Below are 15,631 nucleotides of genomic sequence, written 5' to 3' on the forward strand. Positions count from 1 at the left end.
TAGGTTAGGGGTGTGGGAAAAACAGGAAATAGCATTATCCTCAAATAGCAAAAAAATTTCCTGGCATATCATCACGAGCACTTCATAAATATTTTACAATAGGGGGAATGAAAGTGAGCCAAACATTATTATGGGTCAACTTACTTGCAACAATTGCTGTAATCGCTTACGGGGTATATTTATTCGTTTATGTCGTAAAAACGAGAATTGCCTATATTAAACTTGGAAAACAGGAAGAGTTTGACCGTCGCTTCAAAGAAAGATGGGAAAAAATTTGGACGAATGTTTTTGGACAGAAAAAACTTTTAAAAGACAAAAAAAGCGGAATTATCCATGTCATGTTCTTTTACGGATTTATTCTCGTCCAATTCGGTGCCATTGATTTTATTATTAAAGGGTTAAAACCAGGCTGGCATTTACCGCTCGGACCATTATACCCTGGATTTACATTTTTCCAAGAAATTGTTACCTTTACTATTTTAGTAGCGGTAGTATGGGCATTTTACCGCCGTTACATTGAAAAACTTGTCCGCTTAAAACGAGGCATTAAAAACGGACTTGTACTTATTTTTATCGGAAGTCTTATGTTAACAGTATTACTCGGGAACGGAATGACTATGATTTGGCACGGAACCGACCCAGTGTGGACAGAGCCAATCGCATCTGTCATTGCACTAGCCTTTGGATGGGCAAGCACACCGGTTGCTATCACGATTTTTTATATCGCTTGGTGGATTCATTTACTCGTATTACTAACATTTTTAGTATATGTGCCGCAATCCAAGCACGCCCACTTAATCGCTGGCCCTATCAACGTATTTCTTAATAGATTAGACAAACCAGGGAAACTAAAACCAATTGATTTTGAAGATGAAAGCCAAGAAAGCTTTGGTGTCGGGAAAATTACCGATTTTACTCAACTACAATTAGTCGACCTTTACGCCTGTGTCGAATGTGGTCGTTGTACAAATATGTGCCCAGCAACAGGTACCGGAAAAATGCTATCGCCAATGGATCTCATCGTAAAGCTGCGCGACCATTTAACGAACTACGGGGCTGCTGTAACATCCAAATCGCCTTGGGTTCCACAAGTGGCATTCGCAAACACCGTAGGAAACCAATTAGCGATGCAAGGTGCAAGCTCTGGTCAACAGGAAGCTGCTGCAACATTACAATATAATCCTAGTTTAATAGGAGATATTATAACCGAAGAAGAAATTTGGGCTTGTACCACTTGTCGGAATTGTGAAGATCAATGCCCGGTAATGAATGAACATGTCGATAAAATCATTGATTTACGTCGCTATCTTGTGTTAACAGAAGGAAAAATGAATGCAGATGCCCAACGCGCCATGCAAAATATTGAAAGACAAGGTAATCCGTGGGGCTTGAATCGGAAAGAAAAAGAAAACTGGCGCAACTTACGTGATGATGTCGTTATTCCAACAGTAAAAGAACTAAAGAAAAATGGAGAAGAATTTGAATATTTATTCTGGGTTGGCTCTATGGGATCCTTTGATAACCGCAGTCAAAAAATTGCTCTATCCTTCGCAAAACTAATGAATGAAGCTGGTGTGAAGTTTGCAATCTTAGGAAACAAAGAGAAAAACTCTGGAGACACAGCAAGACGGCTCGGAAACGAATTTTTATTCCAAGAACTTGCAACTAACAATATCGCCGAATTTGAAAAAAATGAAGTAAAGAAAATCGTAACAATCGATCCGCACGCATATAATATTTTTAAAAACGAATATCCAGACTTTGGTTTTACTGCTGAAGTGTATCATCATACGGAGTTACTCGCTGAACTAATTAAGGCAGGCAGACTAAAACCAAAATACCCAGTTAACGAAAAAATTACCTTTCACGATTCCTGTTACTTAGGCAGATATAATGAAGTATATGATCCGCCACGGGAAATTTTAAAATCAATTGCTGGTGTGGAACTTGTCGAAATGGCCCGGAATCGCGAAGATGGAATGTGCTGTGGTGCTGGTGGTGGGCTCATGTGGATGGAAGAAGATACGGGGCAACGGATTAACGTAGCAAGAACGGAACAAGCATTAGCAGTGAATCCTACGACAATTAGTTCTGGCTGTCCGTACTGCTTGACAATGCTATCGGATGGGACGAAAGCAGTAGAAGTAGAAGATACAGTAAAAACATACGATGTAGCAGAACTTTTAGAAAAAGCAGTTTTGGGGGAGGAAATAACAGTAGCCTCGTAGAATAATAAAAAATAACCGTTTTCTTTAATGTGATTTAGCAAGTAGTGAAAAACGACAGTGAAGCTACAGGGAGCATAATTATTGTATTTGGCGACTATTATGTAGATCAGGAATTAGGAGTCCCTATTAGTGAGGACAAATCGCAAGGGTCTCCTAATTTCTGTAAAAAATTATAAGCTAGTGCTACTTTTTTATTAGCAATTGATTGAGCGAGCGTTCAGTCACTTGCATGTTTTATAAAAAATACGATAATCCTTGTAAAAATGCACAATATATTGAAAACGTTACCAAAGAATTGTCTAAAAGCAACCTAATTTAGACTAGATTCTTTAATCATTTTACATAAAAAATGAAAGGGGAAAGATTATGGGGAGAACAGTTATTTTAGAAGGGGCAAGAACACCATTTGGCAAACTAGGAGGTGCACTTAGTACATTTCATGCTGCACAACTTGGCGGAATTGCCATTAAAGAAGCGTTAAAACGATCCAACCTACAACCTGAAGAAGTGAACCACGTCATCTTAGGGACAGTATTACAAGGAGGTCAAGGACAACTTCCATCAAGACAGGCAGCAAGAAATGCAGAAATTCCTTGGCATATTAGCACAGAAACGATTAACAAAGTTTGTGCTTCAGGAATGCGCAGTGTCACTATTGCAGACTTATACATTCGCGCAGGGGAATGTGAAACGATTGTTGCTGGTGGGATGGAATCGATGTCCAATGCCCCTTACATACTACCAAAAGCTCGCACTGGGTATCGCATGGGTCACGGGCAACTCATTGACTCGATGATTCACGATGGACTGACATGTAGCTTCACCGGTGTTCATATGGGCACGTACGGTAACTCTACATCAAAGGAATTAGAAATTTTACGCGATGACCAAGATCGTTGGGCGTATCGCAGCCATCAAAGGGCAATTGCCGCAATGGAATCAGGTAAGCTATCCGAAGAAATAGTGCCGGTTCATATTCCTACCCGAAAAGGTGAGCCGATTATCGTATCTCAAGACGAAGCACCGAGAAAAGATACTAGTTTAGAAAAGTTAACAAAACTAAAACCTGTATTTGGTGAAGATGGATCCATCACCGCTGGAAACGCACCAGGGGTTAATGATGGAGCCTGTGCCCTCGTATTAATGAGTGAAGAAAAAGCGTTGAGAGAAGGAAGAAAGCCGTTAGCAACGATTATCGCCAATGCGCAAGTTGCCGTTGAAGCGAAGGACTTCCCGAAAACTCCAGGACTTGTTATTAATGATCTGTTGAAAAAAACCGGAAAAACAATCGATGAAATTGATTTGTTTGAAATTAACGAAGCATTTGCAACTGTCGCCTTAGCTTCTAACAAAATTGCTGGCTTAGATGAAGAAAAGGTGAATGTGAACGGTGGGGCAGTCGCACTCGGACATCCAATTGGCGCAAGTGGAGCGAGAATTATTTTAACTTTAGCTTATGAGTTGCAGAGAAGAGGAGGCGGCCTAGGAATTGCTGCAATTTGTAGCGGTGGCGGTCAAGGTGATGCAATTTTAATTGAAGTTCCGAAACAGTAAGTGTAAGGAAAAAACTAGCTCGAAATGGGCTATCTTTTTGGCTGTTCAAACTTGTTTGTTCAGCCGTTATTCAGTCTTTCTTCGCTAAAAAATTATCTTTCTTTTTTTTAAAAAGAATGGCTATGTTATTGTTGATTGTTGATTTATAGGTAGTTGTTGACTGTAGTGGAAGGCGGCGACTCCTCGAAAAAAGCATTCGCTTTTTCCTTCGTGCGATGCGTCGCGGTCGTTGCGTTCCTTACCCTGCGGGAACAGCACGAGCCAGAAATAAGGAAATGCGTAGCGTAGAAGAGGCTGAGGCCGTGCCCGCGGAAAGCGTCCGCCTGTTCCTGTCGCTGGATTCGTCACAAATAAATTTGAAACGGAAATCAACACCAATCTTCAGCTAGGAAAGAATAAAGGGCTAGTTACGGTCAATGGAATTTTTATGAACAAAGTTTGCAACCAACTCAAACGGAGCTATCAATACAGTGGAAAAGGCTTTTTCAGTGACCTAACTTTTCATAGGGATTTTTTTAAGAGAAATCATGGGGGGGTTTGACATGGAAGTGAAAAAAATTATCGTTGTAGGTGCCGGACAAATGGGTTCAGGCATCGCTCAAGTATGTGCACAAGCTGGTTTTACAATAGTATTACACGATATAGATGGAGAACGAACAGCAAAAGGATTAGCTACTATTAGTAAAAATATCACCCGCCAAACGGAAAAGGGGCGGCTAACCGAAACGGAAAAAGAACAAATTTTACAGCGAATTACATTGTCTACTGATTTAGAAAATGCTCGAGATAGTGACTTAGTAATTGAAGCAGCGACAGAAAATATGTCGATTAAAAAAACGATCTTTCAACAGTTGGATAAAATCACATCTCGGAAGACTATTCTCGCCACAAACACATCATCACTCCCAATTACAGAAATAGCTGCGGTAACAGAGCGCCCAGAAAAAGTAATTGGCATGCACTTTATGAACCCTGTGCCAGTGATGAAACTCGTTGAAATTATTCGCGGCTTAGCAACATCTGACTCAACATATGCGACGATTCATGAAGTAACATTAAAACTGCAAAAAACACCAGTAGAAGTAGAAGACTATCCAGGATTTATTTCCAACCGAATATTAATGCCAATGATTAATGAAGCAATTTACGCATTATACGAGGGAGTAGCAACGAAAGAAGCAATCGATGAAATTATGAAACTAGGAATGAATCATCCGATGGGTCCGTTAACACTAGCGGATTTTATCGGTTTAGACACTTGTCTTTACATTATGGAAACATTGCACGAAGGATTCGGTGATGACAAGTATCGCCCATGTCCTCTCTTGAAAAAGATGGTAAGTGCTGGTTGGCTTGGTAAAAAAACAGGAAAAGGATTTTATACGTATAATTAAACGCGATCGATTCGTGAAAAAATGGTGCATGTGCTATTACAACTTTTAACATACTTTCCACCTAATAGACTAATAGTTTGCAAGTGGAAAAATTTTATCAGGAGGTGCATTAATATGATCGAGCAGCTTACTGAAGAACAGCAAATGTTACGAGATATGGTTAGAGAATTTGCTAAAACTGAGATCGCTCCATTCGTAGACAACATGGAAAAAGGCGAATTTCCCCGTGAAATAGTAAAAAAAATGGGTGAACTCGGTTTAATGGGGATTCCAGTTCCAGAAAGATATGGTGGAGCAGGAATGGACTTTTTATCCTATATCATCGCTATTCATGAAATTTCTAAAGTTAGTGCTGCGGTCGGGGTAATTTTATCTGTCCATACATCGGTTGGGACGAATCCAATTTTAACATTTGGTACGGAAGAACAAAGACAAAAGTATGTTCCGAAATTAGCAAGTGGGGAATATTTAGGCGCCTTTTGTTTAACGGAGGCAACAGCAGGTTCCGATGCTGCTTCTTTAAAGACGAGGGCAATGAAAGATGGTGACGATTATATTTTAAATGGCAGCAAAATTTTTATTACGAACGGTGGAGAAGCCGACACATACATCGTCTTTGCGACAGTGAACCCAAATTTGGGCAGTAAGGGAATTACCGCGTTTATTGTGGAAAAAGATACACCGGGCCTCATTATTGGAAAAGATGAAAAGAAAATGGGGTTGAATGGATCAAGGACGGTCGAGTTAAGTTTTGATCAAATGCGAGTTTCTAAAAGTAGGCGGTTAGGCGAAGAGGGAGAAGGATTTAAAATCGCAATGGCAAACTTAGATGTCGGCAGAATTGGCATTGCCGCTCAGGCGCTCGGCATTGCAGAAGCGGCTTTCGAGGCAGCACACAACTATGCAAAAGAACGAAAACAATTCTCCAAGCCAATTATCGCAAATCAAGGAATTTCTTTTAAACTAGCGGACATGGCGACAAAAATAGAAGCTAGCAAACAATTAATTACTAAAGCAATCCATTTAAAAATGCAAAACATGGCATGTAGCAAAGAAGCATCGATGGCAAAACTTTTTGCAACAACAACTGCGATGGAAGTTACGACCGAGGCTATTCAAATTTTTGGCGGTTACGGCTACACGAAAGAATATCCAGTAGAGCGGTATTTCCGTGATGCTAAAGTAACAGAAATTTATGAAGGAACGAGTGAGATTCAGCGGCTTGTAATTAGTAAACGATTATGAGGACGAAAAAGCAGAGGAGGAACAACAATGAATTTTAAATTAACTGAAGAACATGAAATGATTCGAAAAATGGTTCGGGATTTTGCGAAAAATGAAGTAGCACCGACAGCAGCTGAACGGGATGAGGAGGAACGATTTGATCGAGAAATTTTTGATAAAATGGCGGAACTCGGCTTAACAGGTATTCCTTGGCCAGAAGAATACGGTGGTATTGGTAGCGACTACTTAGCATATGCGATTGCGGTAGAAGAACTTTCGCGAGTTTGCGCTTCCACTGGTGTCACGTTATCAGCACACACTTCCCTTGCTGGCTGGCCAGTATATAAATTTGGTACAGAAGAACAGAAACAAAAATATTTAAGACCGATGGCGCTTGGCGAAAAAATTGGTGCATACGGCTTAACAGAACCAGGATCCGGATCCGATGCAGGTGGAATGAGAACGACGGCAAGAAAAGAAGGCGATCACTATGTGTTGAATGGTTCGAAAATATTTATTACAAATGGCGGTGTCGCTGATATATATATTGTGTTCGCATTAACGGACCCAGAGGCGAAAACTCGTGGAACAAGTGCCTTTATTATTGAAAAAGACTTTCCTGGATTTAAAGTTGGGAAAAAAGAAAAAAAGCTCGGTATTCGCTCCTCCCCTACGACAGAGATCATTTTTGAAGATTGTGTTGTACCACGGGAAAATTTACTTGGTGAAGAAGGGCAAGGTTTTAAAATTGCAATGATGACATTGGATGGAGGCAGAAACGGCATTGCTGCTCAAGCAGTTGGTATTGCGCAAGGAGCTTTTGACGCTGCGGTTGCCTATGCGAAAGAACGGAAACAGTTTGGTAAACCAATTATTGCCAACCAAGGAATTTCCTTTAAACTAGCTGATATGGCAACAAGCATTGAAGCATCGAGACTATTAACCTATCAAGCAGCATGGCTCGAATCTAAAGGACTAGCTTATGGAAAAGAGTCAGCCATGTCCAAACTAATGGCTGGTGACACAGCAATGAAAGTAACGACAGAAGCAGTCCAAATCTTTGGTGGTTACGGCTACACGAAAGAATACCCAGTAGAACGTTACATGCGTGACGCCAAAATCACCCAAATATATGAAGGCACTCAAGAAATCCAGCGCCTCGTCATCTCCCGCATGATTTAAAAGGGGACAGTCCCCCACTACGTTAAAGCGCTAAAGTGAGGTGGTTGTTTGTCAGTAAAGAGAGAGGTTCAGTCTTCGGTGAAGGATGAGAAGCTAATTAGATTGCGGCGGGAGCAAATGATTAAAGGGGCGGTTGCGTTATTTAAGCAAAAGGGATTTCACCGAACAACAACAAGGGAGATTGCCCGTGCATCCGGCTTTAGTATTGGCACTCTTTATGAGTATATTCGCTCAAAAGAAGATATTCTTTATTTAGTTTGTGACCAAATTTATGATGAAGTGCAAAACCGTCTGCAAACAGAACTAGATTTAAACAAAGTGACAACCGACACGGTGAAGCGAAGTATCGCATCTTACTTTCGAATTATCGATGAGATGCAAGACGAGGTGCTCATCATGTATCAAGAAGCAAAATCTTTACCAAAGGAAACTTTACCTTACGTGTTAAAAAAAGAGCTCGAAATGGTAGCAATCTTTGAACAACTAATTGAAGGCTATTTACAAACAGAAGCAATCCATATTAGCAAAAGTCATCAAAAATTACTAGCCCATAATATATTCGTACAAGGACAAATGTGGGGTTTTCGCCGTTGGGCACTGCGAAAACTCTATACATTAGATGAATATATCCATATTCAAACGGATTTATTTATTAACAGTATTAACAATTACACAAAATATCCATATTAAGCAACAAAAAATCTATAAGGGGAGAGTGGAAGATGAACACGGTCATTTACAAACCAAAACATTCAATCCGCTTCGTAACGGCATCCAGTCTTTTTGACGGCCACGATGCATCGATTAACATTATGAGGCGGATCTTACAAGCAAGTGGGGCAGAAGTCATCCATTTAGGACATAACCGTTCCGTCGAAGAAATTGTGAACGCTGCCATTCAAGAGGATGTTCAAGGAATCGCCATCTCGTCCTACCAAGGGGGACATATCGAATTTTTTAAATATATGTATGACCTTCTCCAAGAAAAAGGAGCTAGTCATATACAAATTTTTGGTGGCGGTGGCGGAGTAATTATACCGAAAGAAATAAAAGAACTTCACGAATATGGAATTGCACGCATTTTCTCACCGGAAGACGGTCGCAAACTTGGCTTGCAAGGTATGATCAATTTCATGCTGGAAAAATGCGATTTTTCAACCATTAATATGGATTTATCTCCGTATTTGCCAAAACTGCCAAAAAAAGATCCAAATGCCATCTCGAAATTTATCACACTAGCAGAACAAATGGCAATAACAAAAACAGACTTGGAACTGGCAGCAACAACAGCTGAAACAATCTTAAACGAAGTAAAAGCAAACCAACAGAAAGTGCCAGTTATCGGCATTACTGGCACTGGTGGGGCGGGAAAAAGCACTTTGACGGATGAAATAGTTCGCCGATTCCTCAATGAAATTCCAGATATTAAAATTGCGATTTTATCGATAGACCCGACAAAACAAAAAACAGGTGGTGCACTGCTTGGCGACCGAATTCGGATGAATGCCATTTTTAACCCGCGTGTTTATATGCGCAGCCTCGCAACGAGATATTCAAAATCGGAACTCTCTCTTGCGATTCATGACGCATTAGCAGTTGTAAAAGCAGCAAACTATGACTTAATAATCGTCGAAACGAGTGGAATCGGTCAAGGAGATGCAGAAATAACGCAAATCAGTGATATCTCCATGTATGTCATGACTAGCGAATTTGGGGCACCTACCCAACTGGAAAAAATTGATATGATTGATTTCGCGGATCTTATTGTCATTAACAAATTTGAAAGAAAAGGCTCTGAAGATGCAAAACGTCAAGTGCAAAAACAATATCAGCGCAGCCACGAACTTTTCCACCAAGACTATGATCAAATGCCAGTATTTGGCACAATTGCTAGTCAATTTAACGACACAGGCACGAACGCCTTATTTGCAGCCATCATTGAAAAACTAAATGAGAAATGTGCAACGAACTACACAACAAAATACAAAAAAGAGGAACAAGTGGCAAAGCAAAATATCATTATTCCGAATAGCCGTCGCTATTATTTACGTGAAATTTCTGATACCGTTCGCAACTACCATAAACGTGCCAACGAACAAGTACAATACGCAAGGCAACTTTTCCAAATTGAAGGCGCCCTGCAACTGGCAAAGGAAAAACAAACAAATGAACTCGTCATTGAATCACTAGAACAATTCAAAAAAGAAATTCTAGAAAAACTAACCGAACAATCAAAAGCCATCATTATTAATTGGGATCAAGTAAAACAAAAATACGCCCAAGATAAATTCATTACAAAAATTCGCGACAAAGAAATTGTCACCGAACTGAAAACGAAAAGTCTATCTGGACTGTTTATTCCTAAAGTAGCATTACCAAACTACAAAGATTATGGCGAAATATTAAAATGGGTTTATAAAGAAAACGTTCCTGGATCGTTCCCATTTACCGCTGGAGTTTTCCCTTTCAAACGTCAAGGAGAAGATCCAAAACGGCAGTTTGCTGGTGAGGGAACACCAGATCGAACGAACCGCCGCTTTCATTACTTATGTAAAGATGATCCAGCGAAACGGCTAAGTACTGCCTTCGATTCCGTCACTCTTTACGGGGAAGACCCAAATTACCGTCCTGATATTTATGGGAAAATCGGTGAGAGCGGGGTTAGCGTCTGTACGTTAGATGATATGAAAAAATTGTATGACGGCTTCAATTTATGTCATCCGTCCACATCGGTATCAATGACTATTAATGGTCCGGCACCAATTATTTTGGCGATGTTCATGAACACGGCCATTGACCAGCAAATGAAGAAAAAAGAAACGGAACTTGCGAGACCGCTAACCGAAGCAGAGTTAGATGAAATTAAAGCTTATACTTTACAAACTGTTCGTGGCACCGTCCAGGCAGATATTTTAAAAGAGGACCAAGGACAAAATACTTGTATTTTCTCTACCGAATTTGCTCTGCGCATGATGGGAGATATTCAAGCGTATTTTATCGAAAATAAAGTTCGTAACTATTACTCGGTTTCGATATCCGGTTACCATATCGCTGAAGCAGGTGCCAACCCGATTACTCAGCTTGCTTTTACACTTGCTAACGGATTTACGTATGTTGAGTATTATTTAAGCCGTGGTATGCATATTGATGACTTTGCACCGAATCTATCATTTTTCTTCTCAAACGGACTAGACCCAGAATATAGCGTCATTGGCAGAGTTGCGAGAAGAATTTGGGCTGTCGTTATGAAAGAAAAATACGGTGCCAATGAACGGAGTCAAAAACTAAAGTATCATATTCAAACTTCCGGTCGTTCTTTACACGCCCAAGAAATTGATTTTAATGATATCCGTACAACGCTTCAAGCATTAATGGCATTACACGATAACTGTAATTCCTTGCACACGAACGCTTACGATGAAGCAATCACAACACCGACCGAAGAATCTGTCCGAAGAGCGATGGCTATTCAAATGATTATAACGAAAGAACATGGGTTAACGAAAAACGAAAATCCACTACAAGGATCCTTTATTATCGAAGAATTGACCGATTTAGTAGAAGAAGCAGTACTCCAAGAATTTGAGAGATTAAATGATCGCGGCGGTGTCCTCGGTGCGATGGAAAGTCAATATCAGCGTGGGAAAATTCAAGACGAATCGATGTACTACGAGATGAAGAAACATTCTGGGGAACTACCAATCATTGGCGTTAATACGTATTTAAACCCTAACCCGCCAACAGAAGAAGAAATGAACAGCATTCAATTAGCAAGGGCAACGAAGGAAGAAAAAGAAACACAAATTTGCAACTTACAACAATTCCAAGAGCGAAATAAGGATAAAGTACAAATTGCATTAACAAAATTAAAGGAAACTGCGGTAACGAACGGCAATATTTTTGCAGAGCTAATGGAAACGGTGAAAGTCGCAAGTCTTGGTCAAATCACAAAGGCACTTTACGAAGTAGGCGGACAATACAGGAGAAATATATAGAAAAATGGTGTAACTCTTCCAAAAAGCTTGTTTTGTTGCGCTAACAAACGTATGCTTGTAAAAAATAACGCCCACATAAGTCCTTAATTTGATTAGGTTACAAAACAGAAGAGGGTAGTCAATTTCAATTTAGGCTCCCCTCTTTTAACTAACGTAGGAAGCATTGTTTGAATCTTGAATCTGCCCGCCAATATTGATAATCGCCCTTTAGTCCGCTCCGTAATTTACTTATCAGAAATAATAATCATAACATTTACATATTTTGAAGATGGATTTCTATTGTTTTCCGAAAAAACATCCTAATTTGTCCAGCATTCTTAAACAAAAATTCACGTATTTTCATAGAATAACCATTGTGCAAAGGGGATTTGTTGTTTATATTAATATTTGAAGCTATGTCTTTATTACAGGATGTGATGGACACTTGAAAAAAATTTTTCTTGCAATTATCATCATTTTAATTATATGTGTAGTAACAGTGTTTTTTTACAATGATCAGTTGGGAGCAATTCCGTTTTTATTACTCTCTATTTTTTTTGCGTTTAGTGCTTGGCGTATGTGGTCAAAAAATGAAAAGTGAACATTCCCTTGTCATAAATCGGTCACTACTTATAATAGAAGAAAAAAGATGTTAGAAAAACTAGCATAAATGAATTGGTTTTGTTTATAATGGATAATATGATTTTGGCAATCATTTCTTATAATATAGGCTATGTTATTGTTTATTTTTGGCAGTTGTTGATTGTAGTGCAAGGCAGCGGCTCCGGCGAGAACAGCACGAGCCGAAGACCATACAAACACGTAGCGTCGAAGCGGCTAAGGCCGTGCCCGCGGAAAGCGTCCGCCTGTTCCTGTCGATTCGCTTAGCAATCTATAACATAGCCACTATATAAAGATGACCTCGTGCAAAAGAAAGGGTGTGTGATGGTGAGTTTGAATCAACTAACACTAGAAGAAATTAATGAAATGTCATTAATTGAACTAACGTATGAAATTTTAGCAGAGAAAAAGCAAGCAGTACCATTTAATGCAATTATCGAAGAAATTATGGCGTTAACTGGTCTATCACAAGATGTAGTGAAAAGTAAAATTTCCCAATTTTACACAGAACTTAATATTGACGGCCGTTTCATGAATGTCGGTGGAAATACGTGGGGTTTGAAAGCATGGTACCCAATTGAACAGATTGAAGACGATATTGTGCCGACAACTCGTCCGAAAAAGAAGAAAAAAGCGAAATTATTCGAAGATGATTTTGACGATATCGATGATGAAGAATTAGTCGATGAGGACTTAATCGATGATGAAGTCTTTGATGAGTTTGATGACGAAGATGATTTAGAAGAGGAAGACGATGAAATTCTCGAAGACGAAGAGGAAGATGAATTATTAGTAGAAGACGACGATTTAGAGATTGATGATTTAGATATGGATGATGACGAAATAGAAGACGATGAACTACTCTTAGATGAAGAGGAAGATTTGGAAGACGAGGACGAGGATTGATAAAAATTCACTCCTTGACAATTATTAAGACAACTTGTATTATCTTATTTGGGCTCACAAAAAATGAACGTCTTTAAGAAATAAAAACATACTGCTCCCTTACTTTTGTAAGTGGGGCTTTTTTGTTTTTATTTTTATTTTTTTTTATGAGTTTTTAGGATTTCATCGATAAACGGTTTATCAGAACGTGAAAACTAAATCCACTCATGAAAGCAATAATCTTGGTAAATAATAAACAAAAATAGGGGGAATTATCCATGACAAAATATATTTTCGTAACAGGTGGGGTTGTTTCTTCACTTGGTAAAGGGATTGTTGCAGCATCACTCGGTCGTCTATTAAAAAACCGTGGTTTAAAAGTGACCATCCAAAAATTTGATCCGTACATAAATGTCGATCCGGGAACAATGAGCCCGTACCAACATGGCGAAGTGTTCGTAACCGATGACGGTGCAGAGACAGACTTGGACTTAGGTCACTATGAACGGTTTATTGACATTAACTTAAATAAATATTCTAATGTAACTACTGGAAAAATATATTCTGCTGTGTTGAAAAAAGAGCGCCGTGGCGATTATTTAGGAGCTACTGTACAAGTTATCCCGCATATTACAAATGAAATTAAAGAACATGTTTTCCGTGCAGGTAACAAAACAAATGCCGATGTTGTTATTACGGAAATTGGTGGAACTGTTGGTGATATTGAATCATTACCATTTTTAGAAGCGATCCGCCAGCTAAAAAGTGATCTCGGTACCCATAACGTAATGTACATTCATACAACACTCGTTCCGTATTTAAAAGCAGCTGGCGAAATGAAAACAAAACCGACGCAACATAGTGTAAAAGAATTAAGAAGCCTCGGAATTCAGCCAAATGTCATCGTTGTACGCACGGAAATGCCTATTTCAGAAGATATGAAGGAAAAAATCGCGTTATTCTGTGACATTGATAAAGGGGCAGTCATTGAATCAAGGGATGCAGATACATTATATGCCGTTCCATTAGCATTGCAAGCACAAGGTTTAGACGAAATTGTTTGTAATCATTTAAAAATCGTTTGCCACGATGCCGATATGACCGAATGGGAGGAACTCCTTAATAAGGTTCGAAACTTATCCAAGCAAGTGAAAATCGCGCTTGTTGGTAAATATGTCGAACTGCAAGATGCCTACATCTCTGTTGTCGAGTCGTTAAAACACGCCGGGTATAAATTTGATGCAGACATTGAAGTGGATTGGATTAACGCAGAACATGTGACAGAGGAAAATGTAAAAGAATTGCTTGCCTCCGCTGACGGTATTTTAGTGCCAGGAGGTTTTGGCGATCGTGGGGTAGAAGGAAAAATAGCAGCAATTAAATATGCTCGTGAAAATAAAATTCCATTTTTAGGAATTTGTCTCGGTATGCAATTGGCATCCATTGAATTTGCCCGCAATGTGCTCGGCTTAAAAGATGCCCATAGCTCGGAACTAAATCCGAACACGAATAATCCAGTAATAGACTTATTACCAGAACAAAAAGATGTAGAAGATTTAGGAGGCACATTACGTCTCGGTATTTATCCATGTAAAATTACTGAAAATACGAAGGCATATGAAGCATATCAAGAGGAAGTTATATACGAACGGCACCGACATCGTTATGAATTCAATAATCAATACCGAGAAATAATGGAGCAAAAGGGATTCACTTTCTCTGGAGTTAGTCCAAATGGTCATCTAGTGGAAATAATTGAGTTAAAAGACCATCCATGGTTTGTAGCATCGCAATTTCATCCAGAATTCAAATCTAGACCGACGAGACCACATCCATTATTTAAAGACTTTATTAAAGCTTCATTACTTAATAAAGAAGGTTTATAATAACAAGACGCGACTTAACGAATCAAACATAGTCAATGGTGTTTGAAACGTTAGTCGCGTTTTTTTAATTCCGCCCCAAAATAATTAGTAATCTTCCATAATTTCATCCATTAAAATTTTCATATTATGGAACACATATAGTGCACAAATTAAATAAGGGTAACCTACTCGACTCCCATCTTCTATTGGGACTAACCCACGCTCCATCTTTAAATCAATAAAGACATCAGCTACATCAACGAGAGACTCATCACCATCAGTACGTGAACGTGAACTAATGGCTACAAAAGGTATCATCCTTTCTGCTAATTGGCTAGCGAGAGCAATTGCCTCCAAGTCATCTGCATGGCGAGAAAAAACTAGAACTCGATCGGCAGAAGTAAGACTCCCTCTATTTTCCTCAGTTAACAAATGGACACCTGTCAGCGGTTCTTGTCCGCTACTAGCTTCTACAAAAACTCCATAAAATTCATCTGGAGCATATAAATAAATGTGACCGTCACCAATTAATGCCTGTGCTAATAATCTAGCACCGTCCTCCAAATTAAACTCTTCATCCGCCTCGATTTTTTTTAAACGTCCAACTAATTGTGTTGTAAAAATTTTTAACATCTTTTCACTCCTTTAACCCCATTTTAACAAAAAGTTTATCATTGGCAAAAGCGGGTAATTAAGTAATTGGT

The 15,631-nt window shown here is 39.2% G+C and carries 10 protein-coding genes; 9 read left to right on the plus strand and 1 reads right to left on the minus strand.

The features are described from left to right. Positions 1-152: 152 nt before the first annotated feature. From BN1242_RS03740 to BN1242_RS03780, 9 genes are all read left to right on the plus strand, one after another. A complete protein-coding gene (locus BN1242_RS03740) occupies positions 153-2,228 on the plus strand; it encodes a heterodisulfide reductase-related iron-sulfur binding cluster (RefSeq protein WP_238985078.1) in 2,076 nt (691 codons plus the stop codon). 366 nt (positions 2,229-2,594) lie between these two features. Next, positions 2,595-3,782, plus strand: a complete 1,188-nt coding sequence (locus tag BN1242_RS03745) for an acetyl-CoA C-acetyltransferase (RefSeq protein ID WP_062351476.1) — start codon at positions 2,595-2,597, stop codon at positions 3,780-3,782. 542 nt (positions 3,783-4,324) lie between these two features. Then, a complete protein-coding gene (locus BN1242_RS03750) occupies positions 4,325-5,176 on the plus strand; it encodes a 3-hydroxybutyryl-CoA dehydrogenase (protein ID WP_062351479.1) in 852 nt (283 codons plus the stop codon). A gap of 114 nt (positions 5,177-5,290) precedes the next feature. Then, on the plus strand, positions 5,291-6,421 hold the full coding sequence (locus tag BN1242_RS03755) for an acyl-CoA dehydrogenase (protein WP_062351481.1): 1,131 nt from the start codon (positions 5,291-5,293) through the stop codon (positions 6,419-6,421). A gap of 27 nt (positions 6,422-6,448) precedes the next feature. Continuing rightward, entirely contained in the window at positions 6,449-7,582 is a 1,134-nt protein-coding gene (locus BN1242_RS03760; RefSeq protein ID WP_062351483.1) for an acyl-CoA dehydrogenase, read from the plus strand. A 48-nt stretch (positions 7,583-7,630) separates the two neighbouring features. After that, a complete protein-coding gene (locus BN1242_RS03765) occupies positions 7,631-8,272 on the plus strand; it encodes a TetR/AcrR family transcriptional regulator (RefSeq protein WP_062351485.1) in 642 nt (213 codons plus the stop codon). A gap of 32 nt (positions 8,273-8,304) precedes the next feature. Further along, positions 8,305-11,577, plus strand: coding sequence for a fused isobutyryl-CoA mutase/GTPase IcmF (gene icmF, locus BN1242_RS03770; RefSeq protein ID WP_062351488.1), 3,273 nt, complete (start codon positions 8,305-8,307; stop codon positions 11,575-11,577). Positions 11,578-12,504: 927 nt separating this feature from the next. Beyond that, the gene (gene rpoE / locus BN1242_RS03775) at positions 12,505-13,083 is read left to right on the plus strand and encodes a DNA-directed RNA polymerase subunit delta (RefSeq protein ID WP_062351491.1); all 579 of its coding nucleotides are present in this window, start codon (positions 12,505-12,507) and stop codon (positions 13,081-13,083) included. 257 nt (positions 13,084-13,340) lie between these two features. Further along, a complete protein-coding gene (locus BN1242_RS03780) occupies positions 13,341-14,948 on the plus strand; it encodes a CTP synthase (protein ID WP_062351494.1) in 1,608 nt (535 codons plus the stop codon). An 84-nt stretch (positions 14,949-15,032) separates the two neighbouring features. Here BN1242_RS03780 and BN1242_RS03785 read toward each other — a convergent pair whose 3' ends face one another. Continuing rightward, the gene (locus BN1242_RS03785; protein ID WP_062351497.1) at positions 15,033-15,560 is read right to left on the minus strand and encodes a DUF2529 family protein; all 528 of its coding nucleotides are present in this window, start codon (positions 15,558-15,560) and stop codon (positions 15,033-15,035) included. Between the last annotated feature and the right edge of the window lie 71 nt (positions 15,561-15,631).

Origin of the sequence: Bacillus kwashiorkori (assembly GCF_001375515.1) — a bacterium.
Lineage (GTDB): Bacteria > Bacillota > Bacilli > Bacillales > Caldibacillaceae > Bacillus_BK > Bacillus_BK kwashiorkori.